Below are 18,672 nucleotides of genomic sequence, written 5' to 3' on the forward strand. Positions count from 1 at the left end.
CTGAAAGAGGAATCAGTTGCGCGCGCCACAAAGTTTGCGCTATAGAAACGCTAAACAACAAGATGACGCTGCAAAGCGTTACCAAATCAGCGGTGGACAACCATGCCTGAGCGACAGGGGCGTATCGAAATTAATACCCGCATTCGTGAGAATGCGGAACACCTCGCTGCGGCGCTTGAAGACCATATGCACAAGGTCTTTGCTCCAGATGCACGCAAGGAATTGCGCCTGTTTACTGCGGGTGAAACAGCAGATCTTCTTGGTATCTCAACCAGTTTCCTACGCAAGCTACATTTCGAAGAAAAACTACCCGAAGTAGAGTCTACTGCAGGCGGAAGACGGCTTTATCACGCGTCTGACGTCCAAGCGATTCGCGACATATTAGAGTCTAATGCTAAGACAAAAGGCACCTATCTGCGTGGACGGCGCGGTGATGATCCGGTTCAGGTCTTATCGTTCCTCAACTTCAAAGGTGGATCGGGTAAAACCACGAGTGCTGTGCACACGTCCCAATGGCTCGCCCTGCGGGGCTACAAGGTCTTGGTGGTCGATATTGATCCGCAGGCATCGCTCACAACGCTTTTCGGATACCGGCCAGAGGTCGACTTTCTCGAAAGCGGAACGATTTACGACGCGATCCGCTATGATGACCCCCTGCCCTTGTCAGACGTTATCCAAAAGACGTTTTTCACGGGTATCGATCTCGCTCCCGGCGGGTTGCTTTTGCAGGAATTCGAACATGAAACACCGCAAGCCTTGCGTACAAATGTACAGCCACCGTTCTTTACACGGCTGGCAACCGTCCTTCAGACTGTAGAACAAGACTACGATGTCATCATCTTCGATTGCCCGCCGCAGTTAGGATACCTGACGATGTCCGCGCTTTGTGCGTCGACAGGCGTTCTGATTACGATTGTGCCGAATATGCTCGACGTGGCGTCAATGTCCCAGTTCCTACAAATGAGCGCGGATTTACTTGATGTCGTCTCTGACGCGGGCGCAGACATGCAGTTCGATTTCATGCGGTTTCTGATCAATCGCCACGAACCGAACGATGGTCCGCAGCAACAGGTCGTCGCGTTCCTGCGACAGCTGTTCGGTGACGACGTCATGGTCGCCCCGATGTTGAAATCCACAGCGATTTCAGATGCAGGCCTGACCCAACAAACCATTTTCGAAGTGGAACGCAGCCAATTTCACCGCAACACCTACGACCGTGCGGTGGATTCACTCAATCTTGTTTGCCAAGAGGTCGAACAGTTGCTGCAAACCGCATGGAGACGATAGATGGCACGCAAAGGCATTCTGAGCAGTAACATTCCGACGGGTACCCGTTCCAAACCGGCGGCACGGCCCCCTGCCCCATCGCGCGGCACCGTTGGTGCCTTGCAATCGTCACTGAGCAAGCTGCAGGAAAACGCGGTCCAAGAAATCAGTGCCGACCTGATCGAAGATGCCGGTGTTGAAGACCGACTAGGTTTTAGCGGCGAGGCCCACAAGCAACTCAAGGACAGTCTGGAAACCTACGGACAGCAGGTGCCTGTGCTCTTGCGCCCGCATTCCACAAAGAACGGCCACTATGAAATCGTTTATGGTCGCAGGCGTCTCAAAGCGTTGAAAGATCTTGGACTGCCCGTGAAAGCAATGGTGCGTCAGCTTGATGACCACGCTTTGATCATGGCGCAGGGTCAAGAAAACACCGCGCGGCAGGATCTGAGTTTTATCGAAAAGGCATCATTTGCAGCCCAGCTGCAGGACATGAAATATGACCGGCAGACAATTGCTGCGGCGCTTTCGATTGATCTGCCGATGGTATCGCGCATGTTGAAAATCGGCACGGCCTTCACCCTACCCTTTTTGCGTAACATTGGATCCGCCCCAGGCATTGGGCGCGACCGCTGGGCGACTTTGGCCAAGGCGATGGAAGCAGACGGTGCATCGAACCGCGTGGACGCTTTCATGCGCACGCCCGACTTTGCGACCTTGTCATCAAATGACCGTTTTGAGGCCGCGCTGAAACGTGCTGCAGCCCCAAAGCCTGCAAAGGCGCTCACCAAGCCTCGCACGCTGCGCACCGCAGATGGCAAAGCTCTTGCCGATATTAAACAGACCACGCGGGGCGTCACGTTGAACATCCCATCGCGCACGGCTGACGGCTTTGACACGTGGTTCAACGCCAACGCCGATGCAGTGCTGCAAGACCTTCACGACCAATGGACCAAATCCACTGACGCGGAGTAATGAAACAAAAACAGGAGAGGCACGAGCAGACCGACAATAAAAGAAAAGCCCCCCAGGATTGATCCCGGAAGGCCATTCTCGATCTTCGCACTTTTGAGATAGCCCCGAACCGCGCATCCTGTCAACGCCGCATCACTGTGCGGCGACGGGTAAATATTGTCTTTCGTGAAATTATTATGAAACATGAACGCCAAATGCAGTTTGGGCGATCGACACCTGCTGTCCAATCGTCCGATGTGACCCTTGTTGATAAGTGGCAAGTGCTGCAAGATTTAACGGATTGCGCGGAAACGCTGGAATTGAACCACCGCACATTAAGCGTACTACGCGCACTACTGACATTTCACCGCGATCGCGACATCGACCCGGAGCCACTGAGCACTGTAGTTTTCCCATCCAACAAAACATTGTCCCATCGCCTGAATGGCATGCCGGAAAGCACCTTACGGCGACATCTGTGCAAGCTTGTGGCAGCTGGCGTTGTCATCCGGCACGACAGCGCCAATCGCAAACGGTTCAAGCGCAGGGCAGGGGTAGCCTACGGATTCGACCTTGCACCCTTGGCACAGAATGCAGCTTACATTGCATCTATCGCGGATCAGGCGTGTGAAAAACGTGACCGGCTGGCAAATTTGCGTGACCACATCGCACAGCTGCGCGAAACGTTTCTAAGCAACAATGGGCCATGTGAAATCACAGAAGAGGCCCGCGTCATTCTACGCCGCAAACCTGACGAAGCTGTTTTGAATGCTCTGAAGGCACGTCTTGAAGGTCAGATAGAGACGGTCACCACAGCGAAAATGAACGGTCATGACAACCAAAATGAGCGGCACATACAATCTGAATCTTTAATATGCTCTGATCAGGTTGTGGAAAAAAAAGAACACAATAGCACAACAAGCGACAGAGCTTTGGTGCGACTGTTAGAGCAATGCAAAGAATACAAGCTCTACTTTCCCGATCCTGTGCGACACTGGAACGATGCATTCAAGATTGCTAGCCAACTCACGGGGATGATGGGCATCGATCAAGCGGTGTTCTTACAAGCTGTATCCAAGATAGGTAAGAAGAAAAGCGTCATCGCGATCTTTCAGACATTGGACCGCCTGCCTACGATTGACAATCCGGGTGGATATTTGAGGCGTTTGATCCAAAATACGCAGCCTAACCCTGAAACCGCCCTCTAATGGCCGTTGTTGTCACCTGACAATCGTAAAAAATACGTTATATCAACGTGTTAACGCTTATGATTGCCCGAATTGTTCAAAAATCCCTGAAAATAGGGCCGTTTCAAGTAGGGCAGGGGGGATCCGCGCACCTTAGCCTTTCACAGCACCCGCTGTCAGTCCTGATTGGAACTGACGTGTCATCAGCAGATAGGCAATCACAACTGGCAAGGTTGAAACCACCACGGAACTAAATACGAGGCCCCATTCAGTGGAATATGCTCCGATGAAGGAAACGATACCAACCGGCATTGTCTGGACCTCTGGTTTGAAGGCGAGGATGAGTGGGATGAAAAATTCGTTCCACATCCAAACGCCATTGAGGATGGCGACCGATATCAAACCGGGCTTCATCAATGGCACTACGATGCGCCAAAAAATTTGCCATTCGGTTGCACCGTCCATCCGGGCGGCGCTGATCAGATCACGGGGCAGGGCGGCTGCGATCGGAGTCAACACAAGCACCCCAAGCGGCAAACCCATGGCCACATAAGGCACGATCAACGCGAATAGCGTACCAAAAAGCCCTACAGCCTTCAGCACGATAAAGAGCGGCAGAATGATTGCATGAACTGGCACCAGAAGCCCTGCTACAAACAGCGTATACAGCCCCATCGCCAACTTCTTTTCTTTGCGGCTCAACCCGTAAGCAATCATTGTCGCCAGTACGGTGCTGATCAAGACCGCCAAGGTGGTAACGATGATGGTGTTGGGCAAGGTCAACGACAGTGATGCATCTGTCCATGCTCGACTGTAGTTTTCGATCTTCCATTCTTTAGGTAGACCAAACGGGTTAATGAAGAATTCCGGAACCGATTTGAACGACGCGATGACCATGAACAAGATCGGTCCCAGCACCCAGATAGAAGCAATGACCAAAACGGCTGTTCGGGCTGTCTTGCCCATGAACAGACCAAAGTTACTTTGACTACGTTGAAGTTGCGCGCTCATGTTTCGATCTCCCGGCCGCGTAGCATGCGGATTAATCCCCAACAGATGCCTGCCATGATGGCCATCATCAAAAGTGCCATCGCAACCCCGAAGGCAAACCGGATATCAGCGCTTGAGAATGACGACCCGCCAAAAGCTGTCCGGTAAATCAAGGTGCCGAGAACATCGGTGCTAAAGTTTGGTGCCCCAAGCGGTCCAGCGATCACATAGACCACGTCAAATGTTCGAAACGTGCCAATAAACGTCAGAACCGTCAGCGCCGTAAAGGCAGGGGACAGCTGTGGGAACACGACTCGCCAGAAAACTTGGCGACTGTTCGCGCCGTCCATTTCTGCAGCCTGCTTCAACTCTTTAGGGACGTTTTGCAGGCCGGACAGGTAGATGATGATCGACCAGCCCATCGAATTCCAGGCGGTGACAAAGATGATGACGGCCAGCGCAGTGCTGGGGTTCGACATCCACTGACCTTGCAGGAAACCAAGCCCGACAGCCTTCAGAAGCGGATTGATCAGCCCGATGTTGGGTGACAGCATCAACGTCCAAACGAAACCGGTCGCAACAAGCGACATGATCACCGGTAAGAACAGCACCGTCCTGTAAAACTGCATGAACCGCGGATTTTCGTTCAGTAGAACCGCGAGGTACAGCCCGACTGTGTGTTGAAAAACAAGGATAGCGGCAAAGATAATCGCGTTGTGGAATGCGGCGCGATAGAACGGCCAATAGGTCAGGATCTCTGCGTAGTTTGAGAGGCCAATGAACGACAGATCATTGCCCAATCCTGACCAATTGGTCATCGAGATGCCAAATGCGATTGCCAATGGCACTAGCATGACAGCGAGGAACGCAATGAACCCGGGCAGTACGAACCACAGGTGCCCGTAGGTAAGCGAAAATTGTGACGGTGGTTTGGGGGCTGCTGAGCGTTGCATCGTGGACCTCATCGGCAAGAATGTGTGGGGGCGGCAGAACCGCCCCACACGGGGAATTATTCGGTTGAGAGAACGACCGCGCCTTGTACGGCAGCGGCGAAATCTTCCGGCGTCATTTCGCCCAAGAACAACGCAGCAGTGTTCTGTTGCGCGACGGCCCAAACGTTGCTTGTTTCCGGCAATTCGTAGAACACCCGCATGTCATTGCTGGCAGCGGCATCAGCGAATTCTTCGAGGATACGGTTTTCAGACGGCACAACATTTTTGTTTGTGGTCATCATGATCGTATCAACAACCAACTGTTGGGCGTCGTTCCCGAGCATCCATTGCAAAAACGTCTTGGCGGCTTCTTCATGTTCCGTCTCAGAATTGATCAGGTAGATGTATTCCAGACCGGTCACCGTCGCAGGAGCATTGTCACCTACACCGGGGAAGGGAACAACTCCAAGGTCAACGTCCGGATTGATCTCAACATAACCCGCATAGTCACCGGACCCACCTGGCATCATTGCACCTTGGCCGAGTGCGGCAAGGGCTTTGCCCTCGACGTAAGGCGTGGTCAGTGCGCCCGGCTGCATGCATTCGCCAACGTCTTGCAAGAATCGCGCCGCTTCGATCAAATCAGGGTCTGTGAACTTACGCTCACCCCGGCGCAGTTCTGCAAAACCGTCTACACCCAGTACGGACGCTGTCATCATCATATACATGAAGGAAGGCACAATCCCGTCAGATGCAGGGACGATCAGAGGGGTGATACCCTGATCCTTCAAGGATGCGCACATCGCAAGGAATTCAGCTTGGCTGGATGGTGGCGTCAGCCCAAGATCGTCAAAGATATTGCGGTGGTAATACAGCCCAACGGAATAGGAGCCGAGGATAGGCACACCATAGACAGACCCGTCTTGATCAATGGCCTCAGCCGCCGCATCGCGCAGGCTGGACAGGTCCAGTTCGCCCGTCAGGTCCATGGCATAGCCAGCCTCGGCTGCTGCAAGCGTTTCAGGGCCCGCAGGTAGGCCGAACAGGTCAGGAGCTTCGCCCGCAGCAAGCGCCGTGTTCAGGCGCGCCGAATAGTTGGTGCCTGCGATCTCTTCTAGTTCGATGGTGATGTTGGGGTGGCTTTCCTCGAACAGGTCCAGAATGGCTTGGGTCCGGTCTTTCCATTCAGGATGCTGGTGCCACATCGTCAATGTGATGTCTTCGGCAAAGGCGGGCATGACCGCGCCTAGGGTCATCGCACTGGCCAAAAGCCCTGTGATCATTGGACGTTTCATTTGTCTTCCTCCCGGTTTGATAACGTGGCCTCCCGCCACGTTTTGAAATTCGCTGGTTAGCTGCGCATGGCTTGGCCTGTTTTGGCGTCAAAGACATGCAGCCGCGCACAATCAACGGCGATGGTGACGGTGTCACCGGCCTTGGCTGTTGATTGGGATGAGAACCGGCAGATGCAGCTGGATTTTTCGGTCGCATCAAGTGCGATGGTTTCAAGGTCGTCGTCTTCCCCGACAGTGACCGCCGCCGCCAACAAGCTGACATGGGCCATGTGGTCAGAACCCAACGATTCCAACAGGGCCACAGGTGCTGTCAGGCATTGATTGGTGGGGTGGTCGGGCTTGAGACTTGCATCTTCGAGGTCCTCGGGACGCATGCCGATGATGATATCTTGTCCAATGTTGTCTTTGATCAGATCGTATTTGTCCTGCACTTCTTGCGCGATGGCTAAGGCTTGACCGCCGATATGCACCATGAGCCCAGTGTCGCTCCCCACCAGCTTCGCGTGGAATAGGTTCATTGCTGGTGATCCGATAAACGAGGCCACAAAGGTGTTCGCAGGGTCGTGGTACATCACGTCAGGTGTGGCGACCTGCTGCAACACGCCTCCGCGCATTAAAGCGACGCGGTCGCCCATGGTCATCGCTTCGACCTGATCGTGGGTGACGTAAATGGTCGTGACTTTCAGTTCGCGCTGGATTTGGGCAACTTCGGCGCGCATTTTGACGCGCAATTTGGCATCAAGGTTCGATAGCGGCTCATCCATTAAGAACACCGAAGGCCGGCGGATGATCGCACGGCCCATCGCCACCCTTTGACGTTGACCCCCGGATAAAAGGCCCGGTTTGCGGGTCAGGTAGGTTTCAAGCTGTAAGGTCTTGGCGACCTCGGACACCCGTTGCGCAATTTCCTCCTTGGGCACTTTGGCGATCTGAAGCGGGAAGGCGATATTGTCGAAAACCGTCATGTGCGGATAAAGCGCGTAGGATTGGAACACCATCGCGATATCGCGGTCGCGGGACGCAAAATCGTTGACCATTTGGTCACCGATCCACACTGAGCCGCCGCTGATATCTTCCAATCCGCCGATCATCTTGAGCGCGGTGGATTTCCCGCACCCTGACGGACCAACCAGCACTAAAAACTCACCATCTGCGATGTCGAGCGACAGTTCATCCAACGCGGGTTTATCTGTGCCATCATAAGATTTGCAGAGCTTTTCTAGAACTACCTTCGCCATCGTTGTCCTCATCGCAGGGTAGGGCAAGGCGCGCGAATTGGGCCAAGGGCTACCGATTTTGTGGCCCTAAGATGCACATAGTATTTCTTTAATCAACAATTAATCTATCTTAATCACATTATAATATATGATATTGGTTTCTCCCAAGAGCATTTCCTGCAAAATACTCTTTCATGAGAACAACAATGCATTGGAAAAGGACTGCAGGAAAACCACTGAGTTCGAAGATCACGACTTGGGAAAGGGGTGTCATGGCCCTGCGCGATGCCACCCAGACCTAAGGTATCAATATGAGAGAGATATAGGGAAACGTCAGCAATACAGTGAGGCGGATTAAATCTGCCAGCCAAAACGGCAATACGCCGCGAAAGATCGTTCGAATTGAAATATCTGACACTACAGATTTCAGGACAAACACATTCAATCCGATGGGCGGCGATATCAGGCTGATCTCTGTTACGACAACGACGATGATCCCAAACCAGATCGCGACCATTTCAGGGTCAGACAGGATGCCCGTCCCGAAATCAAGGGACGTCACTAGTGGGAAAAAGATTGGCACGGTGAGCAGGATCATCGAAAGGCTTTCCAGCACCGCACCCAGCACCAGATACATCAAGATGATAAAGAACATAACGGTCCAAGGACCAACATCCATTGCGGTGACCCATGACAAGATCGCGTCAGGCAAACCTGCAAAGCTGATGAAGTTCGAAAAGATTTCGGCGCCGATGACCAGAGCGAAAATCATCGCAGTCGTTTTGATCGTGTCTTCGCCTGCTGAGTATAGCTTCGCGAATGTCATGCCGCCCATCGCCACGGCGATGATTAGGGATGTCAGTGCGCCAATGGCTGCGGCTTCCGACGCCGTGAAAAAGCCCCCGTAGATTCCAACCATGATCACGATGAAAAGCCCCAACACCGACATAACGCCCCAGAAATCGCGGCTGGTCATTGGGTGCTGTTCAGTTTCTTGCGGTGCGAGCTCCGGTTTCAACCGGACCACCACGGCCACCGCCAACAGGTAAAAGCTAACGCCAACCAAGCCAGGCAATACGCCTGCGATAAAGAGTTTGCCGATGTCGGCCTCGGTGATCAGGCCGTAGATGATCAAGATAACGGATGGAGGTATCAGAATACCCAATGTGCCGCCAGCCGCGATCGAACCGCTCGCTAATGCATCATCATAGCCAACGCGGCGCATAGACGGCAAAGCTACCTTTGACATAGTCGCAGCGGTTGCCAGTGACGATCCGCAAACCGCGCTAAAACCGCCACAAGCCACGATTGTTGCCATCGATAGCCCACCCTTAAGCCGATAAAGGGCGCGGTGCGCTGTGGAAAACAGCGCACCGGACACGCCAGACACCGTTAGCAGGTTCCCCATCAACACAAACAACGGGATAACCGCCAATGTGAAAGAAAGAACCGTGTCAAAAGATGTATTACCCAACAGGGTAAAGCTGGCTTTCCAACTGCGGAGTAGCGCAAAGCCAACGGTGCCAACGATAATCATTGAGATTGCAATCGGCACACGAACGAGCACCAGCGCAAAGAGGGTGACAAAGCCTAGCAGAGCTTCCAGCATTTTATGTGGTTCCTAGTTTTGGTGCTTTTGAAATAGCGCAGCGATCACACTGATTCCGGCACCAAGGGCCACGATATAGGCGACATGTGCGACAGGTATTTCGAGCGAATTTGTGACTTGCCCATAGGACATCAGCTTGCCTGCATGATGCCATACTTCCCAAGAAATATAGCCAAATGTGACAGCGCAAACCAATCGCACAAAGATATCGAAAGATCGCCGTACGACAGAGTTTTTCGGCAACGGCAGCAGTTCCACTGCGATATGGCTACCGGTAAATGTGGCGACAGGCATTGCCAAATAAACGAGCGTCGCCAGTGCGATTTGGACCAGTTCAAACGCGCCGGGTAATGGGCTGTTGAATACGTAACGCGCGACAACATCCACACTTGTGAGCATCATCATGCTAAACAGGATGATGACGGCGCAAAACGTGAGCGCATTCTGGATGACCAGCCAGACGGTTACCGCCCGGCTAGTCGTTGTTTTTGGGTTAGACACTTGCAAGGTTACTGCCCTGTTGCGCTACGCATAGCGGCAAGTGCGGCGGCACCGTCAAAACCAGTGGCTTCAACTTCGGCCACCCAGTCTGCTTCGTAGCCATCGGCAAGGTCTTTGATCGCATCAACAACGGCTGCTGGCGCGTCATAGACGACGACGTCAGTAGTATCGACGAAGGCTGCCCCTTCGGTGTCAGCTAGATCCCAGCGTTCACCCGCCAAACGCGCGAACGTTTCGCCAGATACGGCTTCGATTGCGGCTTTGTCTTCGCCAGAAATGCCATCCCAAACGTCTTCATTCATGACGAGGAACCAGCTGGTGTTGTATATACCGCCGGGAATACGCATGGAATGCGTTATATGATCAGTTAGGTTAAACGCCTTGAGCGCCTCAATCGGAAACGTCACACCGTCGATAACGCCTGTGGACAGCTTTTCGTAAACATCGCCCGGGCCCATAAATTGCGTGGTGATACCCAAATCAGCGGCAAGGTCAGCGATATACCCACCAGGCGTGCGCACCTTTAGACCAGTGAAATCATCGATCGTTTCAATCTGACGTTGGTTATTGTGAAAATAGCCGGGGCCGTGCACGAACAAACCCAACAGCTTGGTTCCTACATGTTCTGACTGCGCATCTAGATCACCTGCATAGGTGTTCCAATATGCCACTGAAGTGTCTTCCGCCGTATCGCCGATAAAAGAGAATTCGCCGAGACGTGATCGCAAGAAACGGTCATCTTGTGTGAACGAATGCAGCCCATACGTAATGTCAGCAACACCATCAGCGGCGAGGTCATAATGCGCTGGCGGTGGCCCAAGCGCCTTGGCTAGCATGCGCACGGTGACACGCCCTTCGGTTACTTCAGCAACTGAATTGGCCCACGGCTGCATGATGCCTTCAACAATCGGATGTTGTGGTGGTAGCCATGATGACATGACTAGCTCTTCGGCCTGTGCTGCCCCCGCGATTGCGAGGCTACTTGCGATAGCGATACCGCTTACGAATGACTTTGTCGCCTTCAGAAATGACATGGCGGGTTCCTCCCATATTGATTCTTAGGTCCTCCCGACCTCTCAGCAATAATCGTATCACTTGCAACTAAGTCAATTAAAAGTTTCATTTGTTACTAAATATTCACTTGATCGAAGCATCCGCAGGTCGCTAAGCCGACTAGGTACAAAACGAGACAAACATGATGGCTAGAGATTTCCGAAACTTCGAACTCAGCGAGTTTTTTCCTTATCAAGTAAGGGTGTTCTATGCTCACGTGTCATCTTCAATTGCTGCCGTTTACCAAGCGCAATACGATGTCTCGCCGGCTGAATGGCGTTGCTTGGCGATCCTCAGTGCGGACAGTTGCTTGACGGCTGCGGAAATAGTTTTGCGCTCAAGTATGGATAAGGTCACGGTCAGCCGCGCGATCTCGAAGTTGCGACAGCGGAAATGGGTCGCCGAACGTTCAAACCGTAAAGACAAGCGCAGCAAACTGGTGTCGCTGACGGCCGATGGGCAAGGTATTCTAGCAGATCTTATGCCAAAAGTGATGATGGTCGAAAAGGCGTTGTTGAACGATATCGATCCTGATGATCTTGCTACATTCTACAAAGTCGTCGCCCAAGTCAGCGAGAATTCCGCGGCCCTGAAGTCTCACGATGCACGTCGAATGCAAAAGGCAACTGGGTAGGCCACCTGAAATGTGGCCTAGGTTTCAAGATGTGATTTGATCTTCGCAATCATGGGCAAGCTAGTGAGAGACTCGCCCCCGCGATCAACGTTGTAGAGCTGCGACATCAAACAAATGTCCCGCATAGCGGACCTTCGGTACAGATGCGGTACAGGCTGGTTCGAGTGTCTCTACACTTGATTGCCCGCGCGGACAGGTTTGCATGCGCTAAAGAAGATCTCATCAAACCTCATCAACTGCAGTATTTCTACCGCTCACACTTTGTGCGGACATTTTTTGTTACAAGTGTAAATAATCGGAAAAGATTTTTGCGTATGCTGTTGGTTTCGTTCGCACGCTTCATGTTTCGCGGTAGTTTACAGGGTGAGCTTTTTGCCCTGATTTATAAGGTTGTAACGAAATGGGTCGAAAACACGAATTCGCACGCTTCTGGTTTTTCTGGCTTCTGTGCCAATGAGGCAAAAGTTTGCGTTCAATTCGGCCCTCTCACGATTCCGAAATCAACGGAATTGCCGGATTTCTGTCTTTTTGAAGCCATAGTTGTCCCGCAGAAGTTGCATTACGACCTGTAACCTAATGAGAACGGTGACTAAAATGGCTCATGCGTTGAGTGCATCTATTCCGAACCAAGTGAAGCTTGTTGTTTGGGATCTAGACGAAACTCTTTGGAATGGTACGCTTTCGGAGGAAGGTATTTCAACCGTCGAGGCGCATTTGCAGATGGTCCGTGACCTCGTCGATCGCGGGATTATGTGTTCAATCTGTTCCAAGAACGATTTCGAAGATGCAAAGGCTGCGTTGGTAGATCTCGACATTTGGGATTATTTTGTTTTCCCACACATCGCATGGTCGCCGAAGGGCCAAGCGATCAAAGCCATGATTGCTGCGATGGGGTTGCGCGACGAAAACGTGCTCTTTCTCGATGATAATCACCTCAATTTAGAAGAAGCACAGTTCTTTAATCCGAACGTGATGGTCTTTGATGCCAATCAGGACATCCTGCCGTTAATGGATTTGCCTACACTGGCAGGCAAGGATGACAAGTCGCACAGCCGTCTTAAGCAATACAAAGTGATGGAAGAAAAGCAGGTCGAACAGGCTGAAACGGGTTTGTCGAATATCGACTTCCTTCGGCAGTCCGACATCAGGGTCAAGGTGATCACAGACGTCGAAGACCAGATGGACCGTGTCTATGAAATCCTGAACCGCACGAACCAGCTTAACTACACCAAAAAACGTGCGAACACCCCAGCTGAAAAGGCGCAGTTGCAAACGTTGCTAAACACTGCGGGCGTCCACGCGGGCCTGATCGAAGTGCAGGATCGTTATGGGGACTATGGCGTCGTGGGATTCTTTTGCGTCAGTGCCAAGTATTCTGGCAATGTCGTGCATCATCTCGCATTTTCATGCCGCACGTTAAACATGGGGGTCGAACAATGGGTTTGGCAGTTCCTTAACGAACCGGATTTCAGGACCGTTGGCGGAGTTGCCAACCCGATTGACGCACATGAAAATGTGGACTGGATCCAGGACGTCAAGGATTTCGATGCCCCCGAGACGGCAAGACAGCAGCAACATCTGTGTCTGGTCGGCGGGTGTGACTTGCTACAGGTGTCATTCTACTGTGGGACGGACCGTGATGAATTCGTCAACAAGCCGGACGACAACGGTATGTTGGTTCGTTTTGACGATGTCGGGTTCTTTCTGAATCAGCGTGATCCCGTTTTGAATCGTCTATTCACGCAGAAAAATTTTATCGGCTATGGTTCCGATGACATGGTGGCGCTGGACGAGTCTTTAGCGTCATCCGATCTGATCTTGCTGTCGATGTATTTCTCTTTCGCCAACGATTTGTTGTTCCAATACCGTGGGAAAGAACCAGGCAGCGAATTTCTTGGCAGCGTTCCACCCCGCAGATTTCAACAGCTGATGCGCGATCAAAAAACAGCGATGCGCTTTGCCAAATCAATGCAGCACCGCCCTTATGACATTCATGATCGTCTTGATCTGACACACCGATGCTTTCAGGTCGCGGATGTGCTGCGCCGGGCTGATGCGCCGATCTTTATTATCGGGACGACCGTCCGTCACGGACCTCAAGCAGAACGTAATCCGAAACCGCGCATTGCCTTTAATGACATGTGTAGAAAGTTCTGCGCAGAAACCCACAACGCACACTTCATCGATATCGACACATTGTTAACACCGGCCGAGTTCACAGACAGTGACCACTATAGCCGGACCGGGTACTTTAAAATTGCCGACTTCGTGAATTCGCACACAATGATGAAAATTGCGGCCTGACCCGCAGTGGTTGCTGATTTTGCGCGTTGAATAAGAGATACGCGAACAACCTGTTCGACCGATGCAGATCACGCAACTCGGCGCTTTTCGAAATTCGTGAATCTGTCACAGCACTGTCAGCAAGTTGATACGCGCGCACCCCTAGTCTTGGATATCCAAATCATCAAGGAGCAGATATCCATGCCACGTATATCCTTTACACGCCGCCAAACGCTTCTGGGCACTGCCGCGTTGTCCGCTGCATTCGCCGTGCCTTCACTCTCGCGGGCGCAATCACGCCCTTTAATCACCCACGGCATTATGTCGGGCGATGTCGCCCATGACGGTGCCGTTATCTGGAGCCGCGCTGACCGCGAGGCAAAGATGCTTGTCGAATGGGCAACCACCGAAAGCATGTCAGACGCGCGTGCGGTGCCAGCCTTGGCCGTAGGCACGCCAACAGATTACACCGGAAAGCTGGCGTTAACTGGCCTGCCAAGCGATCAGGACATTTTCTACCGCGTTACAATGTCTGACTTGGCCGATGGCACGCTTTCAGAACCCGTTACAGGCACGTTCCGCACCGCCCCGATGGGCAGCCGCGATGTCAGCTTTGTTTGGTCAGGCGACACCGCCGGGCAGGGGTGGGGGATCGACGAAGATCGCGGCGGCATGACCACCTACGCCACGATGCAAGGCCATAGGCCCGACTTTTTCCTGCATTCAGGCGACACCGTTTATGCTGACGGACCACTTCAGGAAGAGGTCGATTTGGATGATGGCACGGTTTGGAAGAACGTCGTCACACCGGCCAAAACCAAAGTTGCAGAAACACTAGACGAATTCCGCGGTCAGCATTTGTACAACTACATGGATAAGAACGTGCAGGCGTTTAATGCCGCCGTGCCAATGATCTCGCAGTGGGATGATCATGAGGTCACAAATAACTGGTACCCCAACGAAGTGCTGGCTAGTGACGATCGCTATACCGAGAAATCAATGCAGGTTCTTGCGGCTCGTGCGGCACATGCATTCCACGAGATGATGCCAACGCGGCAGGTTCTGTCGGAACCTAATCGGGTCTATCGCAAAGTGTCTTACGGCCCGTTGCTGGATATCTTTGTGATCGACATGCGCACATATCGTGGCGATAACACTGCCAATACCGAAACCGAAGGCACTCCGTTCCTTGGCGCTGAACAGCTGGCGTGGTTAAAGCGCGAGATGGTCAATTCGACCGCCACGTGGAAGGTCATCGCGTCTGATATGCCCATTGGCATGATGGTGCGCGACGGGGATACCAACATGGAAAACGGGGCGAACGGCGACGGACCGGTTCTTGGGCGTGAAAAAGACATCGCCGCAGTGTTGTCGTTCATCAAAACCGCTGACATCGCCAACACCGTCTGGCTGACAGCAGATGTGCACTATACCGCCGCACATCACTATTCTCCTGACCGCGCCGTATTCCAGGATTTTGATCCGTTCTGGGAATTTGTTTCTGGCCCATTGCATGCCGGTACTTTCGGGCCCTCGACCTATGACAATACGTTTGGTCCTGAAGTCCGCTTTGCAAAGCATCCCGAAGAAGGCCAAGCCAACCTTCCGCCCAGCGACGGCCTGCAATTCTTCGGCAAGGTCGACATCGCGGCTGACACGGGTGTCATGACTGTCCGGCTGATGGATAGCGCAGATGTCGAACTTTGGTCAGTGGAACTCGAACCTAAATCGGTGACTTGATTTCATAGAACTGAGGTGGCCCGTCGCGGGCCGCCTCTTTCTCAGGCTCAGAAAACTTGGAACTAATCTGACGGGTTTTGCCTGACTTCCGTCCTAAATGCGCCCTACTTGCGGGCAACTATCAAACTCAACGCTGACCAATGTGTGAATCAGTGAAGGAGATGAGTTTGATGTTGCAGTGGAAAAGTCTTGGATTCGCAATGACCCTTCTTGCGGGCTGTGGTGGTGCCGGATTATCGGTCACATCCGGCCCCTCTGATATCGCGTCGACCGCCTATGGTCCGAATGAAGTCGGAATCGTAGGGCCCGCAACATCTATAGAGGATTCTAGCTTTGCCGAGTTGCTGAATGGCATGCGGATCGCATCGGACCTCGCACCTGTCACCTATGACGCACGTCTTGATGCCGCCGCGCAAAAGCACGCGCAGGACATGGCAGACAACAACTACTTTTCGCATACGTCCTTAGATGGCAGCACCGTCATCGATCGCATTCGCGCGGAAGGATATGACGCCCGTGGCTGGGGGGAAAACATCGCGGGACGTCAACAGGATCAAGAAACAGCGTTCGACGGTTGGATGAATTCGCCGACGCATTACGACCTGATGGTCGCCGACGGTCTCGATGATTTCGCCCTTGGTGTCGCCGGTGTTGGATCGCGCACAAGGTGGGTGCTGTTGATGGCCGTTGAGCGGTGATCTGCCGTGCCGATTTGTACAAACGCCGGAATGCTTTAAATTTGTCATAGCCAGACGCCCATAGGAGGTTCTTTGATGCATCGCTCTATTATCGCCATCTTCGGATTGGTTGCCTTAGCGGCCTGTCAATCGACCACTTCGGGCGCCAAAGGCATTGTGGCTGATCTAGGTGTCGCAGAAGTTCCTGTAGCGAGCCCCTTAATGGATACGGCCCCGACAACGGCCATTGCGGACGTTGATTTTGGCGAACTCTTGAATGGTCTCAGGATTGATAACGGCCTGACTATGGTGACCTATGACGCGCGTCTCGATGCTGCCGCACAAAAACACGCGCAAGATATGCTCGACAACAACTACTTTTCGCACCTCTCGCAGGATGGTCGGACACCTTCGCAACGGATCGCCGCCGAAGGGTATGTCGCGGCCTATGCAGGCGAAAACATCGCGACTGGTCAGCAGAACAACGAAGATGTCCTTGATGCATGGTTGCGGTCTACTGATGGCCACAGAGAACTGATGCTGGACGAAAGCCTACCGAACCAAGTTGCAGAGGATTTCGCGCTAGGTGTCGCCGGACAAGGGCGCGATACGCGGTGGGTTCTGCTGATGGCACGTGAACAATAGGCGTTCAGCTTCCCCAGAAGAACTGCGTCAAATGGTAGAAAATCGGTGCGGCAAACACCACGCTGTCCAACTGATCAACAAATCCACCTTGGCCCGGAATAAGGTGTGACCAGTCTTTGACGCCGCGATCCCGTTTGATGGCCGCAAAGACAAGATTGCCGAACATCCCAACCAGTGACGCGATGCCTGCCATGGCCATTGCACCAAACACGCCGAAGGGCGTGATCCAGCTTAGCAAAGCACCAATCAGAACCGCGCTACCAACCCCGCAGGCCAGCCCTTCCCATGTCTTTGGTGATAGACCCGGTGCGATCTTTGTTTTGCCGATTCTGCGGCCAAAGAAGTATTCCAGAAGGTCCCCGAATTGCACCACAAGTACCAAGAAACCGATCAGCAGGACTGATCTGTCGTTCACCCCGTCGAATGAAATGGTCATCAACGCAGGGACATGGCTGAGGCAGAAAACACTGATCATCAGCGCCCATTGGGTTTCTGCGACGCGGATCAGGTAGCGGTTCGCGTCACCGCGTAAGGCTGAAACGATGGGCAGCAGCAAGAACGCGTAGACGGGGATAAAGACGGTAAACAGGCCTTCCCAACCCATCCACACGAACAGGTATTGCAGTGGTAGAACGGCAAAAAATGCCAAGGCCAGTGATTTGTGATCTGCTTGCCGTTTGGCTGTCAGCGTCAGGAATTCGCGCAGGGCTGCGAAGCTCGCGAAGAGAAACAATATGATGACCGCTACGCGCCCCGTGATCAAAGCGAGGCCCACCAATAGGACGATGCCCCACCAGCTATGGACACGTGTCATGTAGGTTTCGAGAACAGGGTTATCTTCGCCCATCCCTTGCCGTGCACGCAGGACTTCGCCTAATGTGGTCAGAGCCAACAAAATGGCCAGAACGCCAAGGAACAGAAGGACAAGGTCAGACGTTGTCGTGGTCATTTCGACCGGTAGGCTTGTCGGGTTCATGACGTCGCCTCCTGATCGTCGGGTTGGTTTGCGTCAGGGCGCAAGTCCGACAATGCTTTGGCGGCGCGGGCCAGAAACGCGTCTTTGCTTTCGCCTTCGTGGACCTTCACAGGGGTTCCAAAGGTCACTGTACAGATCAACGGCAAGGGGATCACTTCGCCTTTCGGCATAATCGTATTCAGGTTCGCGACCCATGTTGGGACAAGATCAACATCAGGACGCGCGACCCCCATGTTGTACAGGCCCGCCTTGAACGGCAGCAGCGGGTCTTCTGTCATGTTCCGATTGCCTTCGGGGAAGATGATCAACGATGACCCTTCGTCCAGTGCTTCTAGAATCTTGTCCATTGGTTTGTCGTTCACTTCAGGACGGCGATCGACCAGCACGCAGTTGAACACCTCTGGCCCAACAAAGGCGCGGATCGGATTCTTGAGCCAATAATCGGCTGCGGCAACCGGACGGACGCTGCGTCGCAATGCAGATGGCAGTACCGCCCAGATCATCGGCATATCGCCGTTGGACGTGTGGTTCGCGTAATAGACCCGTTGGTGCGGAACCGGTTCGATGCCTTGCCAGTCGGCACGCACTGCGGTGATGAAACGGGCAAAAAGCCGTAAAGTGTGGCCGACGATTTTCGCGGCAAGAACGCGTAGAATATTCATTCTGCCACTGTGTCGCGATAAGTCGATCTTGGAAAGAGACTTGTCAGTTTT

At 53.0% G+C, this 18,672-nt stretch carries 17 protein-coding genes; 8 read left to right on the forward strand and 9 right to left on the reverse strand.

Features of this window, described 5'->3' with window-relative positions:
* Nucleotides 1-102 precede the first annotated feature (102 nt).
* The 3 genes from repA to repC all read left to right on the forward strand — a co-directional run bounded on the left by repA (nucleotide 103) and on the right by repC (nucleotide 3,428).
* Nucleotides 103-1,287: a plasmid partitioning protein RepA gene (gene repA, locus MWU61_RS16820; RefSeq protein WP_247129626.1), complete on the forward strand. Its 1,185-nt coding sequence runs from the start codon at nucleotides 103-105 to the stop codon at nucleotides 1,285-1,287.
* Nucleotides 1,288-2,241, forward strand: coding sequence for a plasmid partitioning protein RepB (gene repB, locus MWU61_RS16825; RefSeq protein WP_247129627.1), 954 nt, complete (start codon nucleotides 1,288-1,290; stop codon nucleotides 2,239-2,241).
* A gap of 194 nt (nucleotides 2,242-2,435) precedes the next feature.
* Nucleotides 2,436-3,428, forward strand: coding sequence for a plasmid replication protein RepC (gene repC / locus MWU61_RS16830; RefSeq protein WP_281502230.1), 993 nt, complete (start codon nucleotides 2,436-2,438; stop codon nucleotides 3,426-3,428).
* Nucleotides 3,429-3,560: 132 nt separating this feature from the next.
* Here repC and MWU61_RS16835 read toward each other — a convergent pair whose 3' ends face one another.
* The 7 genes from MWU61_RS16835 to MWU61_RS16865 form a co-directional block, all read right to left on the reverse strand.
* Complete coding sequence (locus tag MWU61_RS16835) at nucleotides 3,561-4,418, reverse strand: carbohydrate ABC transporter permease (protein WP_247129629.1); 858 nt, start codon at nucleotides 4,416-4,418, stop codon at nucleotides 3,561-3,563.
* Nucleotides 4,415-5,350, reverse strand: a complete 936-nt coding sequence (locus tag MWU61_RS16840) for a sugar ABC transporter permease (RefSeq protein ID WP_247129630.1) — start codon at nucleotides 5,348-5,350, stop codon at nucleotides 4,415-4,417. The genes MWU61_RS16835 and MWU61_RS16840 overlap by 4 nt, the downstream gene beginning before the upstream one ends.
* 56 nt (nucleotides 5,351-5,406) lie before the next feature.
* Nucleotides 5,407-6,624 (reverse strand): extracellular solute-binding protein, encoded by a 1,218-nt coding sequence (locus MWU61_RS16845; protein ID WP_247129631.1) that lies wholly within the window; start codon nucleotides 6,622-6,624, stop codon nucleotides 5,407-5,409.
* A gap of 56 nt (nucleotides 6,625-6,680) precedes the next feature.
* The gene (ugpC, locus tag MWU61_RS16850) at nucleotides 6,681-7,862 is read right to left on the reverse strand and encodes a sn-glycerol-3-phosphate ABC transporter ATP-binding protein UgpC (protein ID WP_247129632.1); all 1,182 of its coding nucleotides are present in this window, start codon (nucleotides 7,860-7,862) and stop codon (nucleotides 6,681-6,683) included.
* 277 nt (nucleotides 7,863-8,139) lie between these two features.
* A complete protein-coding gene (locus tag MWU61_RS16855) occupies nucleotides 8,140-9,450 on the reverse strand; it encodes a TRAP transporter large permease (protein WP_247129633.1) in 1,311 nt (436 codons plus the stop codon).
* Nucleotides 9,451-9,462: 12 nt separating this feature from the next.
* Nucleotides 9,463-9,855, reverse strand: a complete 393-nt coding sequence (locus MWU61_RS16860; protein ID WP_247129634.1) for a TRAP transporter small permease — start codon at nucleotides 9,853-9,855, stop codon at nucleotides 9,463-9,465.
* Between the two features lie 104 nt (nucleotides 9,856-9,959).
* Nucleotides 9,960-10,985: a TRAP transporter substrate-binding protein gene (locus MWU61_RS16865; protein ID WP_247129635.1), complete on the reverse strand. Its 1,026-nt coding sequence runs from the start codon at nucleotides 10,983-10,985 to the stop codon at nucleotides 9,960-9,962.
* Nucleotides 10,986-11,146: 161 nt separating this feature from the next.
* Here MWU61_RS16865 and MWU61_RS16870 point away from each other — a divergent pair, with 161 nt between their 5' ends.
* The 5 genes from MWU61_RS16870 to MWU61_RS16890 all read left to right on the forward strand — a co-directional run bounded on the left by MWU61_RS16870 (nucleotide 11,147) and on the right by MWU61_RS16890 (nucleotide 16,983).
* Nucleotides 11,147-11,638, forward strand: a complete 492-nt coding sequence (locus MWU61_RS16870) for a MarR family transcriptional regulator (protein ID WP_247129636.1) — start codon at nucleotides 11,147-11,149, stop codon at nucleotides 11,636-11,638.
* A 594-nt stretch (nucleotides 11,639-12,232) separates the two neighbouring features.
* Entirely contained in the window at nucleotides 12,233-13,942 is a 1,710-nt protein-coding gene (locus MWU61_RS16875; RefSeq protein WP_247129637.1) for a hypothetical protein, read from the forward strand.
* Between the two features lie 180 nt (nucleotides 13,943-14,122).
* On the forward strand, nucleotides 14,123-15,661 hold the full coding sequence (locus MWU61_RS16880; protein ID WP_247129638.1) for an alkaline phosphatase D family protein: 1,539 nt from the start codon (nucleotides 14,123-14,125) through the stop codon (nucleotides 15,659-15,661).
* Between the two features lie 200 nt (nucleotides 15,662-15,861).
* A complete protein-coding gene (locus tag MWU61_RS16885) occupies nucleotides 15,862-16,359 on the forward strand; it encodes a CAP domain-containing protein (protein ID WP_247129639.1) in 498 nt (165 codons plus the stop codon).
* Nucleotides 16,360-16,434: 75 nt separating this feature from the next.
* A complete protein-coding gene (locus MWU61_RS16890) occupies nucleotides 16,435-16,983 on the forward strand; it encodes a CAP domain-containing protein (protein ID WP_247129640.1) in 549 nt (182 codons plus the stop codon).
* A 4-nt stretch (nucleotides 16,984-16,987) separates the two neighbouring features.
* Here the strand turns inward: MWU61_RS16890 and MWU61_RS16895 are convergent, their stop codons facing one another.
* Both MWU61_RS16895 and MWU61_RS16900 read right to left on the reverse strand, forming a co-directional pair.
* Entirely contained in the window at nucleotides 16,988-17,932 is a 945-nt protein-coding gene (locus MWU61_RS16895; RefSeq protein WP_247129697.1) for a phosphatidate cytidylyltransferase, read from the reverse strand.
* A 23-nt stretch (nucleotides 17,933-17,955) separates the two neighbouring features.
* Nucleotides 17,956-18,621 (reverse strand): lysophospholipid acyltransferase family protein, encoded by a 666-nt coding sequence (locus tag MWU61_RS16900; protein ID WP_247129641.1) that lies wholly within the window; start codon nucleotides 18,619-18,621, stop codon nucleotides 17,956-17,958.
* Nucleotides 18,622-18,672: the final 51 nt, after the last annotated feature.

This window comes from Loktanella sp. F6476L, assembly GCF_023015725.1.
GTDB lineage: Bacteria > Pseudomonadota > Alphaproteobacteria > Rhodobacterales > Rhodobacteraceae > Yoonia.